The sequence below is a fragment of the Streptosporangium sp. G11 genome, assembly GCF_051192615.1.
In the GTDB taxonomy this organism is placed as follows: Bacteria; Actinomycetota; Actinomycetes; order Streptosporangiales; family Streptosporangiaceae; genus Streptosporangium.
This window is the reverse complement of the sequence record NZ_JBPJUQ010000006.1, coordinates 126098-151603: the sequence shown is the minus strand read 5'-3', so window position 1 is coordinate 151603 and position 25506 is coordinate 126098. Positions and strand designations below refer to the sequence as shown.

The window sequence follows — 25506 nt, the reverse complement described above, 5'->3', positions numbered from 1 at the left end:
ATCCCGGCACAGCGCGAAGAAGCAGTGACCCGCCAGGAGCCGCACGTGCGGCAGACCGGAATCTCCGTCCTTTGGAACGGAGTGGATGTCAACCTGCCACCTGTCCCGACATGTCCGGGCACGGGATGCGCTCAGCCGGGCTGCCGCGACGTCGTGAAAGGCCGCGTGGCCGGGCGGACGTCCAGCTCGGCCAGCAGGTCGGCCATGCGGGCGGCGCGGAGCGGGTCGACCGGCAGGACGTGGCCGGTCCACCAGCGGGCGATCTCCGGGGTCGGCCCCGAGGCGACCAGGTCCAGATAGTCGTCCAGCGGCGGATCGTAGATGAAACCGGGCACCACACCCCGGCTCTCCAGCCGGGCGACGACCTCGTCGCGGTTCTCGACCAGCAGAGGCACCCGTAGCAGCGGCTGCGGCGTCGCGTCGCGGACGCCCTCGGCCACCCAGGGCAGGGTGCGCAGCAGCTCGACCCCGGCCACCCGGCGCTCCCGCTCGCGGTCGATCACCCGGAACCGGGAGCGCTGGTAGCCGCGCAGCAGCGGCCCCTGCCGCATCCGCCAGTCGTCGAGGTCGATCCGCAGCCAGTGGTCCATGGCGCGCGGGTCGACCGGATCGGCGGCGACGACCGCGCGCAACTCCTCCTCGCGGGGCGGGCAGCGGTGGCCGGTCCAGCGCACGAGCCCCAGCGCCTTGAGGGCGTGCCACATCGGCCTGACCAGTCCGGTGCGGTAGATCGTCTCGCGCAGCACGGGCCGCAGCGTGCCGAGCAGCTGGGCGCGCGCCCCGCCGGGGAGCAGCAGCTCGTCCCTGGCCCGCGCCAGCTCGGGCAGCGCGGCCGGGTCCTGCGCGGTGAGGAACCCGCCGGACATCGCCCGCCCGTGCTTGGCGAGGCTGAACACCCCGGCCGTGCCGAACGTGCCCGCGGGGCGGCCGTCCACGGTCGTCTGCATGGCGTGCGCCGCGTCGTCGAGGAGGATCACGCCGCGCCGGTCGCACTCGGCCCGCAGCTCTGTCACCCGGTCGGGCTGGCCGTACAGGTGCGTGGTGACGACACCGGCGAGGCCGGTCCAGTCGACGGCGGGGACGTCGATGTTGCCGTCGCGCCAGGAGACCGGCGCCATCACCGGCTCCAGCCCGGCGGCCAGCACGACGAACAGCACCGTCTCGCAGTTCGTCGGCGAGATCAGCACCCTGTCGCCGCGCCTGAACCAGTGGCGCAGCGCCAGGAGCAGGCCGAACCGGGCGGACGGCACGTGGAGGCACTCCTGGCCGATCCGGTCGCGCATGGCCGCCTCGAGCGCGCGGCGGCCGTCCGCGCGGCCGGACGTGGCGGGGTGCCCGCTCATCGGGCCCTCCTTCGGTCGGCTCACTGGGTCTTCCTTCGGGTGCGCAGCTGACCGTACCGCTTCATGGCCTTGTCGGCGGCGCCGTACAGGGCCGGGCTGTCGAGGATGAAGCGCCGCACCCGGCGGACCGGCTCGGTGCGCAGCCAGTGCGCCGCCGCGCCCGCCGACCGGCGGCGCACGATGCCCTCGGTGACTGGAACGGTCCTGCTGCACAGCGCGTCCTTGTACTCCGAGCCGTTGCTGATGCCCAGGTCCAGCGAGGTGATCCCGATCTTCGCGGCGGCCTCGACCATGCGCAGGTGCTGGATCAGGCCGGGGGAGTACTTGGCGTACTCGGGGTCGTACGCGGGAAACCAGCCGATCATCGTCGTGCCGGTGCGCAGCCCGAAGTGGCCCGCGACGGGCCTGCCGCCGGCGTACAGCATCGACAGCGGCCCGGCGAAGTCGTCGGTGCCGGCGGCGTGCAGGCGCTCGACCAGCTCCACGACCCACGCCTTGCCGAAGCGGTCGGGGCGGCCCATCCGCTGGTACTGGGCGGACTTCCACTCGCGCAGCAGCCGGAACTGCCCGGGATCGCGCACCGCGAACTCGGAGGTCACCTCGCCCACGTCGCGGCCCAGCTTCCGCTCCTTGTACAGGGTGGACTTGAGGAACTTCGGGGAGCGTTCGCGCAGCTCGTCGAGGAAGGCGTGGTAGCCGTCGGCGAAGTCGAGGACCACGGCCTCCTGCCTGAGCGTCTCGAACGGCTGGAACCACGACTGGTGGTCGACCATGCAGCCGAACTCCCACACGCTCAGCCCGCACGCCTTGAGCAGGGCGTCGGAGTCGAACTCGGCGCCGGGCCGGTGGACGATCCCCTGGGAGAGCGAGACCCATCCGCCCAGGGCGGCACCCACCCCGCCGCCGTGCCGCTCGAAGGGGAAGAACCCCACGGGCCCGTCGGACTCGGTGATCACCGCTACCCGCGCCTCCGCGCTGACCTCGCCCATCGCGATCGTGAAGTCCGGGCTCAGGAAGGGGTTGTCCAGGTGCGGGCTGGAACGTTGCATCTCCCGCCACGCCGCGATCTCGGCCGGGCCCAGCTCCGCGGGCCGGATGACGCTGACCCTCATGCTCCGCCCCCCGCCGTGCCGGGACGACCGGCGGTGTACGCAAACCTACCGTTCACGAGACGGTGGTCCTTTCTCGAATCCTGAGCCCAGGCACTGGAGGTCGTCGAAGCGGAGGGCGAGATCCAGCCGGTGCGGGTACAAGGGGCGTGCGTCACGACACGCGGAAACCATCCCGGAACCGGGCGGAGATCCCCCGAACCGCCAACCGACAACCAATACGCTGAATCTATCGGGGTATCGCCCTATTCGCTTAGCTACGAGACAGGTTCGCTACGCGACGTCGAAGGACGCCGGGCCCGGGGGCATCCTGGGCGACATCGGGGGGACCGCGGGGATGAGCCGCTCGATGACGGGCAGGGCGCGGTGGGCGTACAGCGGGTCGATCGGCAGCACGTGCCGGGCCCACCAGCGCGCCACCTCCGGCTCCGGCGAGGGGTCGGTGAACTCGGGCAGGTAGCCGTCGTAGGGCGGGTCGTAGAGGTATCCGGTGGCGACCCCGTGCCGCTCCAGCTCCGCGATGGCCCCGTCACGGCCGTAGACCAGCAGCGGGACCCGGAACAGCGGCTGGTCCAGGTGGCGGCGGACGGCGGGCGCCACGGTGGGCAGCGCGGCCAGCGCCGAGACGCCGGCGATCCGCCGCGACCGCTGCCGGGGCAGCGCGTGCAGGCGCCTCGACTGGTACCAGCGCGAGAGGTGGCCCCGCCTGGCCCGGTAGTCGTGCAGGTCGGCCTGGACCCAGGAGTCGAACGCCGGCAGCTGCTGCGGTGCGTACTCCATCGCCCTGAGCAGCTCCGCCGGGCGCGGGGCGATGCGGTATCCCTCGCGCTCCTCCTCCATGCCGAGCGCGCGCATGGCCCTCAGCGCCGGGCGGACCATGTTCAGGCGCAGCGCGGCGTGCCGGCCCGCGGAGGTCAGCACGCTGTGGATCTCTTTCCTGAAGACGCCCGGCTGCAGCAACCGGTCGCGGTCGCGCTCCAGGGCGCGCAGGTCCGAGAGGTGCTCGACCGCGATCACCCCGCCGGAACCGGCTCCCGCGTGCTTGGACAGGCTGAACACGCCGGCCACCCCGAAGGTGCCGATCGGCCTGCCGTGCACGCTCGTCTCGATCGCGTGCGCGACGTCCTCGATCAGGATCTTGCCGCCGAACGCGGCCACCCGGTCCGGCAGGCCGTACAGGTTGGTGGTCAGCACCGCGTCGACCGCGTCGAGGTCGACGGCGTCGGCGTCGATGTTGCCGTCGTCGAGGGAGAGCGGGGCGATGACCGGCCGCAGCCCGGCCGCGAGCACGAGAAAGAGGATCTCGTCCGCCGACAGCGGTGACATCAGCAGCCGCTGGCCGGGACTGCACCAGTGCCGCAGGGCCAGATAAAGGCCCAGGCGGTTGGAGGGCAGCGGGAGGCAGAGGCGATGTGTCCGCTTCGCCACAATGTGCTCAGGAGTCACTGGAGACCGTCTATCACGTACGACATCATGACCGCAAACCGGGAGGCGAGTGTCGTCCTAACCGGCGGTCACCTGGGATGTTTTGCCATGATTGATCACCCTGCGGATGTTCGGGAAGATCAGCAACGCCACCAGGAGCTGGCTGCCGAGCATGGCATAGCCCACCGCGGCGATCCCGAAGTGGGGGAAGAGCACCGCTATCGAGGTGAGGACCAGGATGGCCATCCCGATCTGGATGAAGGCGAGCTTGCGTGCCTCGCTCTGGGCGCGCAGCATGCTGAGGCAGATCTCGATCACTGTTTGGGGGAGTACGGCGATCGCCATCAGGCGCAGCAGCGGCGAACCCGCCTCGGCGAACCCCGGGCCGAACACGCTCAGGATCAGCGGCGCGCCGATCACGACCACCGCGATGACCGGTCCGACGATCAGGAAGGTGCGCCGCAGCGCGTTGCGCACGCTCTGTGCCAGCTGGGTGGCGTTGAAGGATCCCTCGACGGTCAGCGAGACCGCCATGTTGGCGGCCAGCAGCCCGACCATGGAGCCCAGCGTGTGGGCGATCGAGAAGTAGCCGAACGTCGGCGCGTCGTCGAGCCAGCCCGCCACGATGACCGGGACCAGATAGAGGATCAGCAGGATGGAGAACGCGCCGGGGAAGTCTCCGGCGAGGAAGCGCCCCACCTCGCGCAGGCGCGGCGGGTTCGCGGCGCTCACCTCGGTGTTCTTGACGTGCTTGGGGATGATGACGCCGAAGATGAGCCAGCTGATCGGGATCAGCGCTATGGCCGTCGGCAGGATCCACGAGACGAAGATCCCGCCGAAGACGCCGCCCTGCGGCAGCGCGTATGCCAGCGCCACGAGCAGGCCCATCTTGACCAGGCCGAACGCCAGGCTGTTGACCGGCACCCAGACGGCGTTGCGCAGCCCGGCCAGCGTCACGTCCTGAAGGGTGAAGATCGTCCACACGAGCACCGAGGCGAGGAAGAACAGGCCCGGGCCGAACCCGCCGAGGTCGGCGTAGACCGACCCCCACAGTGGCAGCGTCAGCAGGAACCCCAGTGCCGCGACCAGGCCGGTGGCCCCGGCGACCGCGTAGCCGCGCAGGACGAACTCGGCGGTGCGGCGCCCGGCCACCGGGATGAACCTGGCCAGGGCGCCCGCGAAGGCGAGCCCGGTCAGGGAGGAGAACAGCCGCATCGCGCTGATCTGGGCCTGCCCCTCGCCGAACGCGGCGGCGGTGTACAGGTGGGTGGCGAGGAACCAGTAGCCGAGACCCAGCACGGCGGTGATCCCCGTGTTGATCATCAGCGCGTAGCCCTGCAGGAACAGGGGGTTCCTCAGGTCCTTGCGCAGGCGGTCCATCAGGCCGGTCCCACGATCCTCGGTCACGGTCCGGCCCGCGGCCTGGTCGCTCCCGTCGCGTGTCACGCCGCCATCATCGGCCGGGTCGCTTGCACCGGCCTTGCCGCCGGCTGTACGGAGACCGGTGGCCGCGTTGTTCGCCGGGGGTGCGGGAACGCCCGGCGCGGGGGCGCCGCTTTCTGGCCTGGCGTGCCGTCCGGCGCCACGCCGTCCGATGTCGTGCTCACTCACCCCGGTACTCCCGATCCGCGCCGTGTCCGAAGGCGGCGCGGGAGCGCCGCCGATCGCTCGGGCGGGGTGGATCGGTGGCCTCGCCGGCAGGGCCGGGAGACCATGTCACCGGCGTTCGCGTCTCGTCACGAGACCTGCCGGTCACCGAGGGGTACATGAGAATCGGCACGTGAGTCATGATGCCCCAGTTTCAAGCGAGCCGTGTCCGGCATGTATCCGGAAGTCCCCGGCAGGGCCTGATTGTGATGGAGAGTGCCCTGTTTTCATGAGGTTGGGGGCGTGGAGCGGGAGTGACCGAGGTCACCGAGGTCACTGAGGTCGCCGTGAGCGGCTCGGGCCGTGCGGGGGCCGGCCCCGGCGCGGTTCGGAAGGCGGGAGGCTCGGGGAAGGCCGAGGGAGGCTCGGGGAGGGCTTTGGGGGAGGTTTCGGGGAAGGCGGGGGGCGGCCCGGGACGTGGTTCGGGAGATTCGGGAGGTGAGGAGACGGCCCGGGACTCAGGAGGTGAGGAGGCGGTCCAGGACGCGGACGCCGAACTCCAGGCCCTCGACGGGGACGCGCTCGTCCACGCCGTGGAACATGCCGAAGTAGTCGAGGTCCGGGGTGAGCATCAGCGGGGCGAAGCCGTAGCCCCTGATGCCGAGCCCCGCGAAGGACTTCGCGTCGGTGCCGCCCGACATCACGTACGGCACCGGCCGCGCCGCGGGGTCCTCGGCCACCAGGGCGGCGCGGAGCCGGTCGAAGAACGGCGAGTCCATCGGGGCGGAGGGGGCGTCCTCGATGTTGACGAACTCCCGGGTCACCCGGGGGCCGAGCAGGCGGTCGATCGTCTCCAGGAACTCCTCCCGGTATCCCGGCAGGAACCGCCCGTCCACGTGACCCTCGGCGGTACCGGGGACCACGTTGACCTTGTAGCCCGCCTGGAGCATCGTCGGGTTCGCCGAGTTGCGGATCTGCGCCCCGAACAGGTCGCCGACCCGGCCGAGCCGCCTCGCCTCCTCCTCCAGCCGGTCGAGGTCGACGCGCTCGCCGAGGATGGCCGACAGGTTCTCGATCAGCGCCGCCACCCCGGGCGTCAGCCGCACCGGCCAGCGGTGGGAGGCGATCCTGGACATGGCGTGGCAGAGCTCGGCCACCGCGTTGTCCACCGGAGGGCGGGAGCCGTGGCCCGCGACGCCGGTCGCGGTGAGCCGCATCCAGGCGGTGCCGCGCTCGCCCACCGCGACCGGGTAGATCCGCGCGCCCCCGGCCTCGACGCTGTAGCCGCCGGACTCGCTGATCGCGTCGGTGCAGCCGTCGAACAGCTCGCGGTGGTGCCGCACCGCGTATCGCGCGCCGTACTCGCCGGTGGCCTCCTCATCGGCGAGGAAGGCCAGCACGACGTCCCGGTCCGGCCGCACCCCGCGCCGGGCCCAGTCGCGGACCAGGGCGAGCGTCATGGCGAGGGTGCCCTTCATGTCGACCGCGCCCCGGCCCCAGACGCATCCGCCGGAGACCTCGCCGGAGAACGGGTGGATCCGCCAGTCGGAGGGCTGGGCGGGGACCACGTCGAGATGGCCGTGGATCAGCAGGGCCTCGGGCGAGTCGCCGGGGATCCTGGCGACCACGCTGGTCCTGTGCCTGGCCGACTCGAACACCACCGGCTCGATCCCGGCGTCGGACAGCAGCGTGGCGACGTGCTCGGCCGCCGGACGCTCACCGGGGCCAGGGTTGGTGGTGTCGAACCTGATCAGATCCGAGCAGATCTGCGCGACCTCGCCCATCAACGAATGCCCCCCGGAGACAAGAACCCAAAATCTGGATCAAAGGTGCATACCCCTCCGGGTTGGAAATGCACCTCGGGCGGTCGTCTCCAGCACTCCCGGCCGGCTGCGACGCCGCTACCCCTCCAGGGCCCGGGAGCTTGTCCTTACTCGCTGAGCGCGGACTCCGGGCTCTTTTTCGTCGATCCCTTGGCCACGCTGGGGTCACCTGCGGCGAACGCCTCGGCGACCTTCCCCCCGATGCGACCGCGCTCGCTCACCTCGATCCCGTGGGACTTCGCCCACGCCCGGATCTCGGCGCTCCGTTCACGGTTGCCGCCGGAACCCTTCGTTCTGCCCTTGCGACTCAGGGAGGTGCTCGCCTTGCGGGCGGCGGACTGGAACGGTTTGAGGGCCTCGCGAAGTTTCGTGGCGTTCTTCGAGCTCAGATCGATCTCGTAGGCGGTGCCGTCAAGGCCGAACGAGACGGTCTCGTCCGCCTTCTTGCCGGTGATGTCATCGGTGAACGTGACGACTTGCTGACGTGCCATTGTGTGACTCCTTAATCTTGGCGCCGGAGCGTGCGGCTGTGAACCCGGCCGACGATGGTTCCCGCGTCTCTTCCCCGCGCGCAAAACTCTAGTCCCTCCTTTCGCCGTCGCGCCCGGGAAACCCCTGCCCGCCGGAGATCCACCCTCTCAGGTTAATTACTCAAGGCTGAACTCCGGCGTCTCCACGTCATTGGGAAATGCTTCCCGTTCGCGGGTGATTAAAAACGACGGCGGCGCCGGGGCCCCTTGGCGTCTTGTATGCCGAGATCTGTCGGTTACCCCCGACGGGTTTTCCGGAAGAGCGCGCCGGAGCGCTTTGGAGTTTCATGACCTCCGGGTGGTTTCCGGCCTCACGCCCCGAAAAAAATCGACTTCCGCCACTTGGGGCTACTCCGGTCCGTCGTTCCACTGCCGTTCGTTTCCCGGACGCCGTCGTGCCGGACGCGCCGCGCTCCCACCGCCGCCCCTCCCGATCTCCGGGACGGGCTCTTCATCTGTTTTTGCTGTTCACGATACCTCTCGGACCGAGAACGTGCGAGGGGAACGGGCGGGCGGGGCGGGTTCCGAGAGGTCGTGAGGAGAGGCTCCGCACGCATCGCCCCGGACGTTCGGCGGACAATTCACGCACGCCGGATACCCGTAACCGAACGCGTTCCGGGATTCGGAGGACAAATGACTTCGCCGCGCCCGGAATGCGTGCCGCCCGTCCACGGGTTTGCCGGTGTCGGGCATCGGGTGCCTTCGAAGGTGCCCGCCCCGGCGCGCGGCCGATCACATTGAGGTGCGATCTCGACACTCTAAGGTAAGGCAAGACTCGCCTTGGGGACCGTATGATTCCGGGTGCCTCACATTGTGACGGTGGGGGAACGGCGGGCGCCGTTTGCCCCTCGGCGGCCATTGGCCCGTTCCATCGCCCGTCCGGATCAATCAACCGGCGTTCCCCGAATTGTTCGCGAGTCGGCGGGAGATCGGATAGGGGCATTGCCCTGATCCCGCCCTTCGGCCCCGGCCACCCCGCACCCCCGCCCCCCGGACCCGGCCGTTTCCGCCGCCCGGCGGCCCCGCACCCCCGTCCCCGGATCCGGCCGCTCCGGCCGCCCGGCCACCCCGAACTTCCGCCCCCCGGACCCGGCCGTTCCCGCCGCCCGGCCACCTCGTACTTCCGCCTCCCGGACCCGGCCGCTCCGGCCACCCGGCCCCGGCCCGAGCCCCCGAAGCGGGTGGTCGCACACCGTCCGTGCGGGCGTGATCGGATTTGTCGGTAGTGATCTCTACCGTCCGGCTCATGACAAGTGCAGTGCAGGAGTACTCCTACGCCGGCCCCTCCACGCTCTCCGACGGGCACCTGGGGCTGTCGACGTCCGGAGGCCGGACCACGACGGGCTTTCTCGACCACCCCCGGTTCTTCAGCGGGTTGCTCACCCAGGCCGCGCCCGCCGCGACCGGACTGCTCGCGGTCGCCGACGTGGCGCTGGCCCGCTACCACCGGCCGCAACCGGGATTCACCCGCGATCCGGTCGTGACCTGCGGCGGCGACCGCCTCAGGTTCGAGTCGTTCTCCGCCTGCGGCGGCGTCTACGCCCGGCTGGACGTGCTGGGCCCCGCCCTCGACGGTGAGGTCTTCGACCGGGGCACCACCAACGTGGACGTCAACAACCCGCTGCGCGAGGCACTGGCCAGGGTCGGCGGCCGTGACCCGCTGCACGTCGGGGTCGGCCCCGACGAGCTCACCGTGACCACCCTGGACGGCGCGGTCGTGGAGAAGAAGGTGCCGCTGCCCGACCGGTGGCTGCGCGGTTTCGCGGAGGTCCAGGTGATCGCCTCCAGGTTCGACCTGCGCGCCGAGCTCGTCGGGCCACAGGCCGTCAGGTTCCTGCGCGGCCTGCCGAAGCGGGCGGCGGCGGAGGTGTGGGCGGTCCCCGCGGGCAGGGAGCTGCGGCTCTCGGAGCGGGCCGCACCGGGCGGGGTTCATCTGGCCGGGGTCGGCAGGCTGGCGACGATGACGCCGTCGCTGCGCTTCGCCAAGGCCCTGCGCGTGTACGGGCCGGCGGACGGCTCGGGGGCGAGCGCCTGGGAGCTGGAACTGCCGGGCATGCGCTACACGCTGGTCCTGTCCCCGCAGGCCTGGCGCGGTTTCTCCGGGGAGGGTGCCGTCCTGGACGACCTCTCCTCGGACGCGGTGGCCGGTGACGCCGACCTGGTCGGCATCCTGCTCGACTTCGAGCCCACCCTGGAGCTCGGCCTGCTCGCCGAGCGCTCCGGGCTCACGCCGGAGCGGGTCCGGGCCGCGCTCACCCAGCTCGGCACGGCGGGCCGGGTCGGCTACGACCTCTTCGAGGCCGCGCACTTCCACCGCGAGCTGCCCTACGACCGCGACCACGTCGCGGCGCTGAACCCCAGGCTCGGCTCCGCCCGCGCCCTGGTCGCCTCGGGCGCCGTCCGGCTGACCGGCCCCGATTCGGCCGAGGTGACCACCGGCGGCGGCGTCCGTCTGGTGCGGACGGCGGAGGGGTCGTGCACCTGCCCGTGGTGGTACGACCACCGGGGCTCGCGCGGCCCCTGCAAGCACGTGCTCGCCGCCCGGATGGCCGCCGACGCCGCGGCCGCCTCCCCGGCGGCACCGGTCTCCCTCATCCGGGAGGACTCCCGATGACGGTCTGGGACGAGGTCCGCGAGCTCATCGACACCGGTGGCCTCGACGAGCTCGCGGCCCGGATGGCGAGGCTCGACGACGCGGAACGCCAGGAGGTCGCCAGGCGGTTGCCCGGACACCTCGGGCTGCTGCGTCGCGAGGTGGGGGCCTTCGAACCGTGGGAGGGGCTGGGCCAATGGGCCGAGCACCTGCGCGTGGCGGGCGCGGGCTCGCTCGGCGGCGCGGCGGCCGTGGCCACCTGGCTGAACCGCCGCGAATTCACGATCTTCGGGTGGGAGACGCCGGACGACACCGACGCCCTCATGACGGTGATCTCCGCGCGGGAGCCCGAGTGGCAGGCCGATCTGGTCAACCGGCTCGTCCTCAGGATCCGCAACCGGACCTCTCCCGGACTGCCGCTGGTGCTGACCCTGCTCCGCCGTACCGGCGTGACCCCGCCCGAGCACGACCCGCTCGTGGTGGGCTGGCTCGCCGCGCCGCCGAGCGCGAGCGGGCTCCGCCGCGACCCGCTCCTCGGCGTCCTGCTGCCGAGGATCTTCGAGGCGCAGGGCGCGGGCCGCGCCCTGCGCGAGGAGCGGAGCGACCCGCTTCGCGCCGAGTCCTGGCTCGGCGCGCTGGCCGTGCTGAGCGGCGAGGGCAGGGTGAGCCGCGAGATGCTCCTGGACGGCTGCGTCAGCCGGTTCCTGCGCGGAGGAGACGCCACCGACCTGCGGTTCTTCGTCCGCCTTCACGAACTGCTCGAACCCACGTACGTGGAGGTGGAGTCCCGCGCCCGCGACTACCTGCGCCTGCTGCCGGCCGCGCCGGGACCGGTCGCGGAGCTGTCGCTCAGGCACCTGCGCCGCCTCGACCACCTCGACCCGGCCGACGTGACGGAGGCGCTGGAGAGCCTGCTGTTTCGCGCGGAGGGCGGCCTGGTGCGTGCCGGACTGACCTGGCTCGACCAGACCCTGCGGCAGTCGCGGGAACGGGCCGACGAGCTGGCCCCCGCTCTCGCGTCCGCGCTCGGTCACGACGCGTACGCCGTGCAGGAACGTGCCGCGCGCCTGGCGGTCAAGTACGCGTCGCACCTCACCCCGCTCGGCGCGGAGACGCTGCGCGCGGCGCTGGGCACGCTCCCGCCGGACCTGGGAGGCCTCCTGGCCGAAGCGGTCGGGGGAGAGGCGGAGCCCGAGCGGGAGCCGGAGGTCTTCGCCCCGCCGCCGCTCGTCCCGCCAAGGCCCGCGGGGGCCTTCCCCGACCCGCCGGGTACGGTCGCCGAGCTGGCCCGCGTACGTTCCCCCCACGGCTGGCAGGAGACCGAGCGCTGGCTCGCGGGCTTCGTCCGGTTCGCGGCGGAGGACCGCGAGGCGCTGCGCGCCGCGGTCACCGGGAGCGCCCGTGACGTTCGCCCCCTCTACCAGCAGGAGGACTGGTACACACCCCGCGACTGGATCACCGCGATCGCCGCGGAACTCGTCTCCCCGGGCGCCGACCCGGGACCGGCGGCCCGGGAGGTTCGGGGGGTTCGGGGGGGATGGTCCATCGGGAGCGTCATGGTCGATGTGCGGGACGAGGACGGCGAGGAGACGTCCTTCGACGACCTGGCCGCCGGGGCGCACGCCCAGGTCATGCGGATCCTCGCGGGAGGCGGCGGGGACATCGCGGAAGATGGGCCGATGGAGGAGGGCGGCGGCCCCGGCGACGCGCCGCGAGGGGGCCGGCCGGACGCCGCCGGGTTCGAAGGCGGTTTCCCGCTGTTCGCGATCATGAGGGGGATCGGGAATCCGAGCGAGGTCACGGGGATCGCGACGGCCGCGGAGACGGAGGATCCGGAGAGTGCGCTCTTCTTCGGAGGCCTTGGCCACGACGGGTTCGACGGGCATTGGCCTCCCGAGGAGATCCGGCCCGACCGGCTCCCCCGCGAGACCCACGTCTCCACCCCGCACCGGTTCCTGCTCAGCCGGTGCGCGGAGGTGCTCGCCGCGCTCAAAACGGACACGCTGCCGCCGGTCCTGCTCGCGACCCCGACCGGCGCCACGGGTCACCTCGATCCCGCCGCGTTCCTCACCCGCCTGGAGACGGTCGAGGCCACCGGGGCCGAGCCGCTGCCCGCCGACTTCCAGCAGGCGCTGCTGCGGCTGCCCGGGACCGTGGATCCCGGGCTGGTGGCCAGGGCCGGACGGCTGACCTCCGAGGCCGGGCGCATGGCGGCGCGCCGGCTGGCGGAGGGGCCGGTCGAGGTGGAGACGCGCGTCCGCTGGGAGTTCTCCGAGAACGCGAGGACGTACTACGCCGACGAGCGCGAACCGTACCCGGGCGCCGACCTGACCCCGGTCCCCTGGGTGCGGGCCGAGCCGACCGGCCTGCCCTTCGTCGACGAGCTGTTCGGCCAGGTGCCGAGCCGCAACTGGGGGGAGCACGGCCGGTACATGGACTGGTGGCCCGCCGTCCTGCCCTCGCACCGCGACGTGGTCGCCGCGCGCTATCTTCCGTACCTGCTCCACTCCTGGAACCGGCCCGGGGTCCACCCGCACCACGTCGAGGCGCTCGCCTCCGGTGAGGGGCAGGCCGGCGAGCCCATGGCGCTGCTGCTCGCCTTCTTCCTGTCCCAGCGAGACCCGGCCCACGGCGTGCTGCTGCTGGTGCGGATGGCGGCGAGAGGGGATCTGCCGGCCGACGCGCTCGGCAGGCAGCTCGCCCTCACCGACCGGAGCATGCTGAAGTTGCCGCACACGGTGGCCGGGCTCGAACAGGCGGCCAGGCAGGGGGCCCACCGGGAGGTCTGGGAGGTGATCCTGGCGGCACTGCCGCACGTGCTGCCGGGGGAGGGCGAGAGGCCGCGTCCGGGCGCGGCCGATCTCGTCGCCCTGGGCGTAGAGGTGGCAGGGTGGGCCGGGGCGCGCGGGGAGATCCCCGGGCTCAACCCGCCGCCGCGCCGCTCCTCGTCGGCGTTCGGCCGCCTGCGCCGCCGCCTGCACGACTACCTCGTACGACCCTGATCCCACTCGCCCGGAGCGGCGGTACCGGGACGGCGTCCGCCCGGCCGCCGTCCCGGCGCGCGCGGGGAGAGTCCGGCGACGGCGAGCTTGCGGACCAGCGTCGTGAGCGCCGCCGTGATGATCGCCGCCCAGGTCTGGGCCTGGGAGAGGCGGAGGAGTCCCGCCGCGAGGAGGAAGTCCAGCAGCACCGCCAGCGTGGCGCCGGAACCGCCGCCGGAGAGCAGGACGGCGAGCGCGGAGACCAGCCCCATGACGACGATCAGGGGAATGAGCATCTGGACGAGGTCAGCCATTTCCGGTACCGGGCGGGACGCGCCCGCCGGGGGCGTCGAGCGAGCCGCGCCCGCGCGCGTCGTTCAGTGTCCGTCCCTCCCGCTCGATCTCCCTGTTCAAGAAGAAGTTCAGGGCGGTGCGGATGGCCGCGATCGCCGCGAGCTGCCCGATCTGCGTGAAACTCGGCGCGATGGCCGTACGCAGCACGTCGCTGGCCAGCTGGAACTCCAGGCCGAGCGCGAGGAACCGTCCCAGGAACAGTCGCACGGCGATGAACCCGTCCTCGTGCCGCCGCGCGGCCGCCAGCACGAACCGCACGAACGCGATCGCGGCGCCGACGAAGATGACGACCGCCCCGGCCGCCTCGACGAGGCGGACCAGGAGGTTGACGAGCTGCCGGAGGGTCTCCTCCGGTAGGAGATCAAGCATGCGCTGCTGTTACCCGGTGGCCTCCCGCCCATGCGTCCGCGGTCACCGCCCCGCCCGCGGGGGTCAGAGGTAGAGGCCGGTGCCCTCCGGGGCGGCCGACGCGCGGCTGAGGACGCCGTCGCGGAGGGCGAAGAGCTCGGCGAGGGTCGCGCCGGAGGGGGAGAGCCCATCGGTGGTGCCGAGCCAGCGGGCGGCCTCGTCGTAGGGGAGGGCGCCGACCTCGATCTGGGCGAGGCAGCGGCCTGGACGGGTGACGGCGGGGTGGAGGTGGGCCAGGTCCTCGTTGGTGGTGATGGCCACCAGGACGTCACGGCCCTGGCCGAGGAGCCCGTCGGTCAGGTTGAGGAGACGTGACAGGCCCTGCCCGGTGGCCTCCTTGGCGCCGGACCTGATCAGCTCGTCGCAGTCTTCCAGCACCAGGAGCCGCCACCGGTCGCCGCCCCCGTCGCCGTCGTTGTCGTCGAAGCCGACCGCGACCTCCATGAGGTAGCCGGGGGAGTGGAACAGCTGCTCCGGATCGAGCACGCAGTCGACCTGGCACCACGACCGCCACTCGTGGGCGAGCGAGCGCAGCAGCGTCGTCTTGCCGGTGCCCGGCGGGCCGTGCAGCAGGATCAGCCGGCCGTGCGCCTCGGAGGGGGTGACGGACATCAGCCGCGACAGCGGCTCGCTGACCGACCTGGCGTAGTTGCCGGAGATCTCCGCCCAGGGAGAGGCGGTGATCGGCTTCTCCGAGCGGCGGCTGCCCCGGGGGCTCTGCCACCAGAAGCCCATCTCGACGTGGTCGCTCTCGGGGGCGGGCTCCTCGGCGTCCTTGGTGACCTCCTCGATCACCGAGCGGGCCAGCTCCTCGTCGACCGCGGTCACGCTGACCGTGGCGGCGCGGTTGCGGTAGCGGACCACGCGCAGCGTCCAGCCCTCCCCGCACAGCAGCCGCGAGTCACGGCCGTCCTTCTCCGAGGCCGCCCGGACGAGCGTTCCCGAGGCGGGGGCGAGGGGGGCGTCGGTGCGGACCCGCTCCAGGCTCGCGGTGCACGACCAGGGCTGGGCCCCGGTGGCGAACGGCGACAGCGCGAGCGCGTCGATCACGTCCACCGCCGCGTCGCCGTCGTCGAGCCAGATCTTCATCGGCAGCTCCACCGGGCGCGGCTCCGGCTGGAAGTGGACCTCCTTGAGTACGGACATGGCGCCAATGATCCTCGCGGGGCGCCCGCCGGTCGAAGGGTTTTAGCGCCGGGAAGGGCCGGCCGGGCCCGGGAGGGCGGAGCGCCCCGGTTCGGGGGCCCGGAAGTGGCGGGGCCCGGAAGTGGCGGGGGCCAGGAGCGGCGAGGTTCGGGAGCGGCGAGGTCCGGGAGTGCGGGGCGGCCCGTTCAGGGACCCGGGAACGTGGGCGGCCCGTTCAAAAGACCGGGAGTGGCAAGGACCGGGAGTGGCGAGGGCCCGGGGGAACCACGGGGGAATCAGGGACGGAGGGGCGGCGCGGGGACCTCGGGGGCGGCGCGGAGCAGGGCGTCGACCAGCGGGCTCGGCGGGCGGGTCAGCGGGCCGGTGAGGACGAGGGCGCGTTCCAGGGACGGTTTCAGCGGGACCATCACGAGCCCTGGGGGCAGGAGGCCGCGGCCGAGGTCGGGAACCGTCGAGACGCCGATGCCCGCGGCGATCATGCCGATGAGGGTGCCGAGCTCACGTACGTGCTGGGCGGGCGTGTAGGGGACGCCCGCCATGGAGCACAGGGTGCGGGTCTGGGGCTCGCAGCCCCCCTTGGAGACCAGCAGCGGATCCTCCACCAGCTCGGCCATCGTGATGTGCTCCTGACCGGCCAGGGGGTGGTCGGCGCGGACCACCGCGTGGAAGGCGTCCCGGCCCACCACCACGTGCGCGGGCGGCGGGGGCACCGGGTCGACGAGGATCGCGGCGTCGACGACGCCGGTCTCCAGCCAGGGGGACAGCTCGTCGTCGTCGCCCTCGAAGACCTGCACCTCGACGCCGGGGAGTTCGGCGCGCCACGTCCGCATGAGCTGGGGCAGCAGCCCGCAGCAGACCGTGGGCGGGGCGGCGACCCTGACGGTCCCCGCGTACTGCCCCAGGTGAGAGGAGACGACCTCGTCGATGGCGGTGACCGAGGCGAGCGCGGCCTGGGCGTGCGGCAGGATCGCCGCGCCCAGCGCGGTGGGGCGCGCGCTCCCGTGCCGCAGCACCAGCGGGGCGCCGAGGGCGCGCTCCAGGGCGGCGAGCGCGTGGGAGACCGCCGACTGGGACATGCCCAGCTCCTCGGCGGCCGCGCCGAAGCCGCCGTTCGCGATCACGGCGGTGAAGACCCGGAGTTGCGCGACCGTCGCACCCATGAGGACATCTCATCACATATCCGGAGCAACTCATTGGACACATGATCGGGGCGGTGGCGAGACTGCTCCGGTGACCCGTGAAGGAACCGTCTCAACGTCCCCACCTGCGCCGACGACGGACACCGCGCCGCACCCCGCGGGCCGGTCCGTGCTCGCGCAGTATCTCGCCCTCGCCCTGACGTGGGGGGCCAGCTTCCTGTTCATCAAGGTGGCCCTCACCGGCCTCTCGCCCGCCCAGACGGTGCTGGGACGCCTCGCGCTGGGGGCGCTCGCCCTTAACGTGATCATGCTGGTCACCCGCCGGAGGTGGCCGAGGCGGCCGGTGTTCTGGGCGCACATGGGGGTGGTCGCCCTGATCCTGTGCGTGGTGCCGTTCCTGCTGTTCGCCTGGGCCGGGCAGTACATCCCCTCGGGGCTCTCCAGCATCTACAACGCCACGACGCCCCTGATGACGATGCTCGTGACCCTGGCCGCGCTCCGCCAGGAGCGCCTCGGCGCGACCGGGGTGCTCGGCCTGCTGCTGGGCGCCGCCGGCGTCGTCGTCGTGCTGGCCCCGTGGAACCTGGAGGCGGGGGCCGGTCCCTGGTGGGCGCAGGCCGCCTGCCTGGGGGCGACGTTCTGTTACGGTCTCGCCTTCGCCTACACGCGGCGCTTCGTCCTCGCGTACGGCCACGACGCCCCCACCATCGCCGCCGCCCAGGTCGGAGTGGCGGCTCTGATCATGCTCGCGCTGAGCCCGCTGCTGGCCACCGGCCCCGTACGCCTGGATCTTCCCGTCGTGGCGAGCATGGCCGCCCTGGGCATCCTGGGCACGGGTCTGGCCTACGTGTGGAACACCTCGGTCATCGCCCAGTGGGGGGCGACGACCGCCTCGACGGTGACCTACCTGACCCCGCTGGTGGGCGTCGTCCTCGGGGTGCTCGTCCTGGGAGAGACGCCGACGTGGAACCAGCCCCTGGGCGCGGTGATCGTCGTCATCGGCATCATGACCGGCCAGGGCATCATCGGTTCCTGGTCAGGTCGCCGGTCTCGGTGACCAGTTCGGGGCCGGGGACGTCCTTCCAGGTGTAGGTCAGGGCGTCGCCCCTGCGCTTGAGCCACACGGTGCCGGGGACGCAGCCGGTGCCGGATCCGAGGGTGAAGGTCAGCTCGTCGGCGGTGACCTTGGTCAGGGCGATCCGTCCCTTGCAGCCGCTGGCCGGTTCCGCCCATTCGGCTCCGTCGTCGCCCTTCCTGAGCGTGACCTCGATCCGTTTCCCGCCGGAGGAGAACGGGTTGGTGGAGGTGACGTCGTCGCCGGCCCACGCTCCGGCGAAGGAGGCGGGGACCTCGCCGTCGCTCCCCGGCGGCGCCGACCCCTCGGTGCCGGAGGGCTCGGGAGTGGACGGGACGTCGCTTCCGGACGAGGACGAGGGCGAAGGCGACGAAGGTGAAGAGGGTGAGGAGGACGAAGGCGTCGTCCGGTCGGTGTCCCCGACGACGGTCTCGGGGGCGCCCAGGACGAGCCAGGCGGCGATCCCCGCGGCGACCAGCAGGGACACCGTGACGAGGACCGCGCCGGCGACGACCCCCCGGGAGCCGCGACGGGGTGGCTGGGTCGTGAGGGCCGACCGTCCCGGAGGGGCGGCGATCCGGCTGCCGATCCTGGCCAGGTCCTCGGTGGAGGGGTTGGCCGCGCCCGGGTCGACGAGGCCGACCATCAGCGCGCGAGCCGTCGGGCGGCGGGAGGGGTCCTTGTCCAGGCAGGAGGCGATCAGCCCCGCGAACGCGGGAGGCAGGGCCGACAGGTCCGGGTGATGGTGGAGGATCCGGTTCAGCACGGCCGGCACGGTGTCGGCACCGAAGGGAGGGCTGCCGCTCGCCGCGCAGAGCATGGTGGCCGCCCAGCCGAACACGTCGGAGGCGGGCGAGGCGGGAGCCCCGTTGATCTGCTCGGGGGACAGGTAGGCGGGGGTGCCGATCAGGCCGGAGGCGGTCGTGGCCGCGCTCTCCGCCCTGGCGATGCCGAAGTCGACCACCCGGGGGCCGTCGGGGCCGAGCAGCACGTTGGCGGGTTTGAAATCGCGGTGCACCACCCCGGCGGCGTGGATGGCCGCCAGCGCGGTCGCCGTACCGACCACCAGGCGCTCCAGCTCGCCGCCCCGCAGCGGGCCCCGTTCGCGGATCCTCTCCTCCAGAGAGGGGCCGTCGACGAACTCGCTGACCACGTACGGGAGAGGGCCGTCCACGGAGGCGGTCAGCACGCGCGCCGTGCAGAAGGGCGCGACGCTCTCCAGAGCGGACAGCTCGCGGGCGAGCCGCGCCCGCGACGCGGTGTCGCCGCGGAACAGCACCTTCACCGCCACCCGCTCGCCGCTGGGCGCGTGCGCGAGGTAGACGACGCCCTGGCCGCCCTCGCCGAGTCTTCCGGACAGCTGGAACGCACCGAGCCTGGCCGGGTCGTCAGGGGTGAGGGGGGTCGCGACCACCATGGGGGCAAGGCTATCCGTCTCGTCCGTAATGGGGGGTGTCATGGGGAAACGCGTGGCAGGGCGGGACGCGCGAACGGTGGCGACGGTACGGGGGCGTTCCCGGAGGTTTAGGGCGTCCGGCCGTGGTTAGAGGGACGGCTTCGCCGCCCGACGACTATCCGGAGTGCCTCCACGCCACACGGTGACAGGGATCAGTTGGTTTAACGGCCCCATATGGTGTCGTGTCAACCATTACGCTCCGGTAGGGCAATATCACTCAGACAGTGGAGACGTTTCGTGGCCATCGATCTCGTTACTCGCCGTGAGTGGGGTGCCCGCCAGCCGCGCGGTTCCTACGGCAAGCTCAACTCCACCAAGGGAGTGAAGGTCCACTACACGGGTGGCCAGGTCAGCCCGGACATCGTGAACGACCACGCCAAGTGCGTCGCGCTGGTGAAGTCCATCCAGAACCACCACATGGACGGCAACGGCTGGATCGACGTCGGCTACTCCATGCTGGTGTGCCCGCATCGGAAGGTCTTCGAGGGCCGGGGCGCGCACAACGTTCCGGCCGCCAACGGCGCCGGGCTCAACAGCGCCCACTACGCGGTGCTCGGCCTGGTCGGCTCCTCGGGGTTCACCAAGCCGACCGACGGCGTCCTGCACGGCATCCTCGACGCCATCGAATACCTCAGGGACAAGGGCGGCGCGGGCAAGGAGATCAAGGGCCACCGCGACGGCTACTCGACCAGCTGCCCCGGCGAGCCCCTGTACGCGTGGGTCAAGCGCGGTGCCCCCCGCCCCGGCGGAGGCTCCAACCCGCCGGAGCCGCACCCCTCCTTCCCCGGCCGCACGCTCAAGCAGCCGCCGGTCATGAAGGGCGAGGACGTCCGCACCTGGCAGCGGCAGATGCGCGACCGCGGCTGGGCGATCGACGTCGACGGCCTGTACGGCCCCGGCTCCACTGACGTCTGCAGGAAGTTCCAGAAGGAGAAGGACCTGCCCGTCACCGGTGCCGTCGACCGCGCCACCTGGGACGCCTCCTGGCAGGAGCCCGTCAGCTGACCACCGTCCGGCACGCTTCCCGGCAGGGGCCCGTCAGCTGATCGCCGTTCGGGGCGTCTCCCGGCAGGAGCCCGTCAGCTGACCACCGTCCCCCGCGGGTGGTGGCAGGCCACCCACTGGTCGGGGCCGATCCGCCGCATGACCGGCTCCTCGGCGGCGCACCTCGCCGTCACCGCGGGGCAGCGGGTCCTGAATCGGCACCCGCTGGGCGGCGTCACCGGGGACGGGGGCTCCCCGCTGATCAGCTGGTCGGCGGGGGGAAGGTCCAGGCCGCCGCTGGGAACGGAGGCGAGCAGCGCCCGCGTGTAGGGGTGGGCGGGCCGTCTGACCAGGGTGTCGCCCGGGGCCAGCTCGCAGGTCTTGCCGAGGTACATCACCAGGACGCGGTCGCTGACGTTCTTCACCACGGCCAGGTCGTGGGCGATGAACACCAGCGTCAGCCGGTAGCGCCTCTTGAGCTCCTCCAGCAGGTTCAGGATCTGGGCCTGCACCGACACGTCCAGCGCGGAGACCGGCTCGTCGCAGATCACCACCTCGGGGTCGAGCACCAGCGCCCGCGCGATGGAGACGCGCTGGCACTGCCCGCCGGAGAACTCGTGCGGGCGCCGGGTCGAGGCGGTGACCGGGTCGAGCCCCACCGCCTCCAGCATCTCGTCGACCCTGTCGCGCCCCGTCCCCCAGACGCGCGGCCCCTCCGAGACGATGTCGCGGATCCGCCGCCGGGGGTTGAGCGACGAGATCGGATCCTGGAAGATCATTTGGAGGCGCCTGCGGGTCCTGCGCAGCGCCTCGCCCCGCAGACCGGTGAGCTCGACGCCGTCCAGCCGGACCGATCCGCCGAGGGGCGCGGGCAGCTGCATCAGCGCCCGCGCGGCGGTGGACTTCCCGCAGCCCGACTCGCCCACGATGCCGAGCGTCTCGCCCCTGGCCACGTCGAAGCTCACCCCGGAGACCGCGTGCACGCGCCGCCCGCGTCCGGCGGGGAACTCCACGACGAGGTCCTCGACGCGGAGCAGCACCTGGTCGGGGGGACGGAGATGGGCGCTTCCGCTACCTGCCACGGGTGTCCACCCTTTCGATGTCCTGGAGGCCGTCCCGGCCCACCCGCTCCGGATACCAGCAGGCGTACAGGTGGCCCGGGGTCTCCGCCTCGGCCAGCGGGGGCGCCTCGGCCGCGCACCGCTCCCGCGCGTACGGGCACCGGGGGTGGAACGCGCATCCCGGCGGCAGGGCCGCAAGGTCGGGCGGGCGGCCGGGGATGAGGTGGAGCGGATGGTGGGCGGGGTCGGTGAGCCGGGGCACCGACCGCAGCAGGGCCTCGGTGTACGGCATGTGGGTGCGCTCGAACAGCGCCTCCGCGGGCCCGCGCTCGACCACCCTGCCCGCGTACATGACGACGACCTCGTCGGCCCACCGCGCCACCACGGCCAGGTCGTGGCTGACCAGCACCATGGCCATGTCGCGTTCCTCGCGCTGCCGGTGGATCAGCCGCAGCACCTGGTCCTGGACGGTGACGTCGAGCGCGGTGGTCGGCTCGTCGGCGAACAGCACGTCGGGGCCGCAGGACAGCGCCATCGCGATCGTCACCCGCTGCCGCATGCCGCCGGAGAGCTGGTGGGGGTAGCGGCGCAGGGCCCGCGCGGGCTCGGGGATGCCGACCGAGGCCAGCAGCTCGGCGGCCCTCTCCCGCGCCCGCCCGCGGCTCAGGCCCAGGTGCACCCTGAGCGGCTCCATCACCTGGGCGCCCACGGTCCTGACCGGGTTGAGCGCCGTCATCGGATCCTGGAAGACGGCCGCCAGCCGGGTGCCGAGGACCCCGCGCAACTCCTTCGGGGACAGGGCGGCGAGGTCGCGGCCCTCCAGGCGCACCTCCCCGCCGCGCAGCACGCCCGCGCCGGGCAGCAGGCCCAGCACCGAGCGGATCAGCATGGTCTTGCCGGAGCCCGACTCACCCACCACGGCGAGCGTGCGGCCGCGCTCCAGGGTGAAGGAGACGCCGTCGACCGCCCTGACGACGCCCCGCCCGGTCACGAAGTGCGTGCGCAGGTCGCGGACCTGGAGCAGCGCCCCGTCCCCTTCCTCCGGGACCTTCGCGGCGGGGGGACCTCCCGTGAGCGCGGCGCCGCGCCGCGCGGGCTCCAGGCCGCTCTGCCGTACGTCGGTCAGCGCCCTGAGCCGGTCGCCGACGACGTTGAACGACAGCACGGTCAAGAACATCACGAACGAGGGGGCGAGCACGACGTGCGGGGCGCCGTCCATCACCGCGCGGCCCTCGTTGATCAGCCCTCCCCAGGTCGGGGTGGGGGCCTGGACCGACAGCCCGAGGAAGGCGAGACTGCCCTCGGCCACCACGGCGATCGCCATGCCGATGAAGGCGTAGGAGGCGGCCGGCACCGCCACGTTGGGGGTGATCTCCCGCAGCAGGATCCGCCGGTCCCGCGCGCCCAGGGCGCGGGCCGCGAGCACGAACTCCCGCCCGGAGAACGACAGGGTGGCGCCGCGGATCAGCCTGGTCCAGGCGGGCACCCCCAGCACTCCCAGCACGATCAGCACGTTGGTCAGGCTCGCCCCGGCGAAGGCGACCACGGCCAGCGCGAACACCAGCGCGGGGAAGGCGAGCGCGATGTCGTTGACCGCCATGATCACCGCGTCCGTCGCCCGCCCGCGGTACCCGGCGACGATGCCGAGCGGCGCGCCGACCAGCAGGCCGAGCAGCACCGCGCCGACGCCGACGCCGAGCGAGACCCGCGCGCCGTACACGACCCTGCTGAGCACGTCGCGGCCCAGCCCGTCGGTGCCGAACGGGTGCGCGGGGCTCGGCCCCGCCTGGGGCGGGCCCACCAGGGTCGCGTCGTAGCGCGGCAGCGGCAGCACGTCGGCGGCGAGGGCCGCGGCGAGCACCAGGGCGATCCAGGCCGCCGAGATCCAGAACCCCCGGCCCAGCCGCCTAGGCACGCCGGATCCTGGGGTCGACGGCCGCGTAGACCAGGTCGACCGCGAAGTTGACCAGCACGTAGCCGATGGATATCAATACGACGCCTCCCTGCACTGTCAGGTAGTCGCGGGAGAAGATGGACTCGACGATGAGCCGCCCGACGCCGGGCAGTCCGAAGAGCGTCTCGATGATCACCGTTCCGCCGATGAGCGCGCCGAGGTTGAGCCCGACGGCGGTGACCAGGGAGATCGCGGACGGCCGCAGCGCGTGCCGCCACAGGATGCGCCGGGGCGACAGGCCCCGCGCGCGGGCCAGGGTGATGTAGTCCTCCTGGAGGGTGGCGATGAGGTCGGTCCGCAGCAGCCGCGCGTAGACGGCCATCTGCCCGCAGCCCAGGGTGACGGCGGGCAGCAGCACCGATGTCAGGTTCCAGCCCAGGTCGAGCGAGATCGGGGTCCAGCCGGTCGCGGGAAGCACCCGGAGCTCGACGGCGAACACCAGGATCAGCACCACGCCCAGGACGAACACCGGCGTCGACAGCAGGCCGAAGCTCAGCGCGGTGAGCGCCTGGTCGAGCGCCCGCCCCGCCCGGCGGGCCGCCGCGACCCCGATGGGCACCGCGAGGCCGAGCGCGATCAGCTGCGCGGCCACCAGCAGCTCCAGGGTGACGGGCAGCCGCTCGGCGAGGGCCTCGGCGACCGGGACGCTCGTGATGGGGGAGGTCCCCATGTCGCCGGTGACCAGGCCGCCGAGCCAGTCCAGGTACCGGACCATCAGCGGCTCGTCGAGGCTCAGCTCCGCGCGGAGCCGCTCGCGCGCCTCCTCGCTCGCCGACAGGCCCAGGATCTGGGTGGTCGGGTCGCCCGGCAGCAGGTCGAGCAGCGCGTACGACAGGAAGGTGACGACGAGCAGTACCAGCGCCAGCCGGGCCGGCCTGGCCAGGATCACGGGTGGCCGACCCAGACCTGCGAGAACGGGTGGTAGGGGATGGGGGCGCCGGTCAGCGGGACGCCCTTGTCGCCGTCGGGCAGGAGATGTTCGCCGATGCCGCCGACCTTGCTCTTCGCGATCACCGCCCCGGTGTCGAGGTGGTCGACGAAGACGTACGGGACGAGCTCGCGCAGCCGCTGCTGGACCGTGGCGTAGGCCTGCTTGCGGACGTCGTCCTGGGGGTTGCTCCTGCCGGTGTCGAGGGCCTGGCTGAGTTCCAGGTCCTTGAGGCGGCTGAAGTTCAGGGAGACGCTTCCGACGGGCCGGGCGTAGTTCTGGTGCATCCAGACGTACTCGCCGTCGGGGTCGGAGGCGGAGAACTGCGTCCACACGGTGGCCTGGAAGTCGCCGGTCACGGCCCGGTTCACCAGGTCGGCCTGGTCGACCTGCTTGATCCGCACCTCCACCCCGGCCTTGCGCCACATGTCCTGGGCCAGCTCGATGCCCTGCATGGTGTTGGGGTCGGGCGGTGTGATCACCTCGAAGGAGATCTGCCCCTTCTCCGCCTCGACCTGGCCGATCAGGGCCTTCGCCTTCTCCAGGTCGTAGGCGGGGTAGTCGCCTCCGGGGGCGTACCAGCCGGAGTCCTTCGACCAGGGGCCGTCGGCCTCCTTGGTCAGGCCGCCGCGCAGCGTGGAGATGACCGCCGCCCGGTCGGTGGCGTGGGCCAGTGCCCGGCGCAGGCGCAGGTCGTCGAAGGGCGGCACGGCGGTGTTCAGCATGAACATGTACTCGGGCACCGCCATCCCCGAGGCCCGCCTGACCGTGTACGCGTCCTTGAGCGCGCCGAACTTGAGGATGTCGTCGTCGCGGGTGGTGCCCATCGCGTCGATCCCGCCCGCCTCCAGGGTCTGCGCCCTGGTCTGGGTGTCGGGCAGGACGCGGAACTCGACCTCGTCGAGGTAGGGCAGTCCCTTGCGCCAGTAGGCGGGGTTTCTGGTGACGACCATGCGGCTGCCCGGCGTGTACTCCTTGAACACGAACGGCCCGGTGCCCACCGGTTTGCGGCTGGCCGCCTTGGGATCGGCCAGGGAGGACGCGGGGACTACCATCCCGATCTGCGTGGCGAGGTGGTAGGGGAAGGCCACCCAGGGGCCCTTCAGCCTCACCTTCACCGTCATGGGGTCGACCAGTTCGAAGGAGTCGACCGGCGTGAACGCCGCGCTGGTCAGCGGGGACGCCTTCTGCGCGTCCAGGTTGGCCTTGACCGTTCTGCCGTCCAGGGGCTCGCCGGTGGAGAAGGCGATCCCCGGGCGAACCTTGATCGTCCACTCGTCGGCGTTCGTGCTGGGGGTCAGCGACTCGGCCAGCACGGGTCTCCACTCGCCGGAGGCGCTCACGCTCACCAGGGTCTCGATGATCGTCCCGGCCATGCTGTAGCTCACGGCCGCGAACTGGTCGGTCACGGGGTTGAAGCCCGCCGCGTCGGCGCTGAGGCCGTAGACCAGGCGCCCGCCCCTCACCGGCGAGGCCCCTGCCGAGGCCCCGTCCGAGGGCGCGGCGGGCCGCTCGCCGCTGCACGCGGCCAGCGCCGGGGCCAGCCCCAGCGCCAGCGCGGTGAGCAACGCCGTGGAAACCGTCAGACGCTTCACGTACGTCTCCTCCCG

At 72.5% G+C, this 25506-nt stretch carries 19 protein-coding genes; 4 read left to right on the top strand and 15 right to left on the bottom strand.

Annotation, left to right across the window (positions count from 1 at the left end; all coding sequences use genetic code 11):
* Positions 1-131: 131 nt before the first annotated feature.
* The 6 genes from ACSDR0_RS08835 to ACSDR0_RS08810 all read right to left on the bottom strand — a co-directional run bounded on the left by ACSDR0_RS08835 (position 132) and on the right by ACSDR0_RS08810 (position 7778).
* Complete coding sequence (locus ACSDR0_RS08835; RefSeq protein ID WP_435288265.1) at positions 132-1343, bottom strand: DegT/DnrJ/EryC1/StrS family aminotransferase; 1212 nt, start codon at positions 1341-1343, stop codon at positions 132-134.
* A 20-nt stretch (positions 1344-1363) separates the two neighbouring features.
* Positions 1364-2455, bottom strand: coding sequence for a GNAT family N-acetyltransferase (locus ACSDR0_RS08830; RefSeq protein WP_435288264.1), 1092 nt, complete (start codon positions 2453-2455; stop codon positions 1364-1366).
* 270 nt (positions 2456-2725) lie between these two features.
* Complete coding sequence (locus ACSDR0_RS08825; RefSeq protein ID WP_435288263.1) at positions 2726-3880, bottom strand: DegT/DnrJ/EryC1/StrS family aminotransferase; 1155 nt, start codon at positions 3878-3880, stop codon at positions 2726-2728.
* 75 nt (positions 3881-3955) lie between these two features.
* On the bottom strand, positions 3956-5323 hold the full coding sequence (locus ACSDR0_RS08820) for a lipopolysaccharide biosynthesis protein (protein ID WP_435288262.1): 1368 nt from the start codon (positions 5321-5323) through the stop codon (positions 3956-3958).
* Between the two features lie 659 nt (positions 5324-5982).
* Positions 5983-7248, bottom strand: coding sequence for a M20/M25/M40 family metallo-hydrolase (locus ACSDR0_RS08815; protein WP_435288261.1), 1266 nt, complete (start codon positions 7246-7248; stop codon positions 5983-5985).
* 146 nt (positions 7249-7394) lie between these two features.
* Complete coding sequence (locus ACSDR0_RS08810; protein WP_435288260.1) at positions 7395-7778, bottom strand: histone-like nucleoid-structuring protein Lsr2; 384 nt, start codon at positions 7776-7778, stop codon at positions 7395-7397.
* Positions 7779-9063: 1285 nt separating this feature from the next.
* Here ACSDR0_RS08810 and ACSDR0_RS08805 point away from each other — a divergent pair.
* Positions 9064-10431, top strand: coding sequence for an SWIM zinc finger family protein (locus tag ACSDR0_RS08805; RefSeq protein WP_435288259.1), 1368 nt, complete (start codon positions 9064-9066; stop codon positions 10429-10431).
* Positions 10428-13412, top strand: a complete 2985-nt coding sequence (locus ACSDR0_RS08800) for a hypothetical protein (RefSeq protein ID WP_435288258.1) — start codon at positions 10428-10430, stop codon at positions 13410-13412. Before ACSDR0_RS08805 ends, ACSDR0_RS08800 begins: the two co-directional genes overlap by 4 nt.
* Here ACSDR0_RS08800 and ACSDR0_RS08795 read toward each other — a convergent pair.
* The 4 genes from ACSDR0_RS08795 to ACSDR0_RS08780 form a co-directional block, all read right to left on the bottom strand.
* On the bottom strand, positions 13394-13705 hold the full coding sequence (locus ACSDR0_RS08795; protein WP_435288257.1) for a hypothetical protein: 312 nt from the start codon (positions 13703-13705) through the stop codon (positions 13394-13396). The two genes, ACSDR0_RS08800 and ACSDR0_RS08795, sit on opposite strands and share 19 nt — an antisense overlap.
* On the bottom strand, positions 13698-14114 hold the full coding sequence (locus ACSDR0_RS08790; RefSeq protein WP_435288256.1) for a DUF1622 domain-containing protein: 417 nt from the start codon (positions 14112-14114) through the stop codon (positions 13698-13700). Before ACSDR0_RS08790 ends, ACSDR0_RS08795 begins: the two co-directional genes overlap by 8 nt.
* Before the next feature lie 63 nt (positions 14115-14177).
* Positions 14178-15299, bottom strand: a complete 1122-nt coding sequence (locus ACSDR0_RS08785; RefSeq protein WP_435288255.1) for a DUF5925 domain-containing protein — start codon at positions 15297-15299, stop codon at positions 14178-14180.
* Between the two features lie 275 nt (positions 15300-15574).
* Entirely contained in the window at positions 15575-16459 is an 885-nt protein-coding gene (locus ACSDR0_RS08780; RefSeq protein ID WP_435288254.1) for a LysR family transcriptional regulator, read from the bottom strand.
* Positions 16460-16529: 70 nt separating this feature from the next.
* On the opposite strand from ACSDR0_RS08780, the gene ACSDR0_RS08775 reads away from it, so the two are divergent.
* On the top strand, positions 16530-17495 hold the full coding sequence (locus tag ACSDR0_RS08775; RefSeq protein ID WP_435288253.1) for a DMT family transporter: 966 nt from the start codon (positions 16530-16532) through the stop codon (positions 17493-17495).
* Here the strand turns inward: ACSDR0_RS08775 and ACSDR0_RS08770 are convergent.
* Complete coding sequence (locus ACSDR0_RS08770; RefSeq protein WP_435288252.1) at positions 17461-18930, bottom strand: serine/threonine-protein kinase; 1470 nt, start codon at positions 18928-18930, stop codon at positions 17461-17463. The genes ACSDR0_RS08775 and ACSDR0_RS08770 overlap by 35 nt on opposite strands.
* A gap of 276 nt (positions 18931-19206) precedes the next feature.
* Between ACSDR0_RS08770 and ACSDR0_RS08765 the strand changes: the two genes are divergently transcribed.
* Positions 19207-19974, top strand: a complete 768-nt coding sequence (locus ACSDR0_RS08765) for a peptidoglycan recognition protein family protein (protein WP_435288251.1) — start codon at positions 19207-19209, stop codon at positions 19972-19974.
* Between the two features lie 74 nt (positions 19975-20048).
* On the opposite strand, the gene ACSDR0_RS08760 is transcribed toward ACSDR0_RS08765, so the two are convergent.
* The 4 genes from ACSDR0_RS08760 to ACSDR0_RS08745 are packed head-to-tail and all read right to left on the bottom strand — an operon-like array spanning position 20049 to position 25491.
* Positions 20049-21035, bottom strand: a complete 987-nt coding sequence (locus ACSDR0_RS08760; RefSeq protein WP_435288250.1) for an ABC transporter ATP-binding protein — start codon at positions 21033-21035, stop codon at positions 20049-20051.
* Positions 21025-22929, bottom strand: coding sequence for a dipeptide/oligopeptide/nickel ABC transporter permease/ATP-binding protein (locus ACSDR0_RS08755; RefSeq protein WP_435288249.1), 1905 nt, complete (start codon positions 22927-22929; stop codon positions 21025-21027). The genes ACSDR0_RS08760 and ACSDR0_RS08755 overlap by 11 nt, the downstream gene beginning before the upstream one ends.
* A complete protein-coding gene (locus tag ACSDR0_RS08750; protein WP_435288248.1) occupies positions 22922-23857 on the bottom strand; it encodes an ABC transporter permease in 936 nt (311 codons plus the stop codon). The genes ACSDR0_RS08755 and ACSDR0_RS08750 overlap by 8 nt, the downstream gene beginning before the upstream one ends.
* Positions 23854-25491, bottom strand: coding sequence for an ABC transporter substrate-binding protein (locus ACSDR0_RS08745; RefSeq protein ID WP_435288247.1), 1638 nt, complete (start codon positions 25489-25491; stop codon positions 23854-23856). The genes ACSDR0_RS08750 and ACSDR0_RS08745 overlap by 4 nt, the downstream gene beginning before the upstream one ends.
* Positions 25492-25506 lie beyond the last annotated feature (15 nt).

Excerpts from the sequence above, each read along its gene's own strand:
- ACSDR0_RS08780 (WP_435288254.1), bottom strand. The coding sequence starts at position 16,459 with ATGGGTGCGACGGTCGCGCAACTCCGGGTCTTCACCGCCGTGATCGCG.
- ACSDR0_RS08805 (WP_435288259.1), top strand. The coding sequence starts at position 9,064 with ATGACAAGTGCAGTGCAGGAGTACTCCTACGCCGGCCCCTCCACGCTC.
- ACSDR0_RS08815 (WP_435288261.1), bottom strand. The coding sequence starts at position 7,248 with ATGGGCGAGGTCGCGCAGATCTGCTCGGATCTGATCAGGTTCGACACC.
- ACSDR0_RS08790 (WP_435288256.1), bottom strand. The coding sequence starts at position 14,114 with ATGCTTGATCTCCTACCGGAGGAGACCCTCCGGCAGCTCGTCAACCTC.
- ACSDR0_RS08835 (WP_435288265.1), bottom strand. The coding sequence starts at position 1,343 with ATGAGCGGGCACCCCGCCACGTCCGGCCGCGCGGACGGCCGCCGCGCG.
- ACSDR0_RS08810 (WP_435288260.1), bottom strand. The coding sequence starts at position 7,778 with ATGGCACGTCAGCAAGTCGTCACGTTCACCGATGACATCACCGGCAAG.
- ACSDR0_RS08785 (WP_435288255.1), bottom strand. The coding sequence starts at position 15,299 with ATGTCCGTACTCAAGGAGGTCCACTTCCAGCCGGAGCCGCGCCCGGTG.
- ACSDR0_RS08795 (WP_435288257.1), bottom strand. The coding sequence starts at position 13,705 with ATGGCTGACCTCGTCCAGATGCTCATTCCCCTGATCGTCGTCATGGGG.
- ACSDR0_RS08770 (WP_435288252.1), bottom strand. The coding sequence starts at position 18,930 with ATGGTGGTCGCGACCCCCCTCACCCCTGACGACCCGGCCAGGCTCGGT.
- ACSDR0_RS08830 (WP_435288264.1), bottom strand. The coding sequence starts at position 2,455 with ATGAGGGTCAGCGTCATCCGGCCCGCGGAGCTGGGCCCGGCCGAGATC.
- ACSDR0_RS08800 (WP_435288258.1), top strand. The coding sequence starts at position 10,428 with ATGACGGTCTGGGACGAGGTCCGCGAGCTCATCGACACCGGTGGCCTC.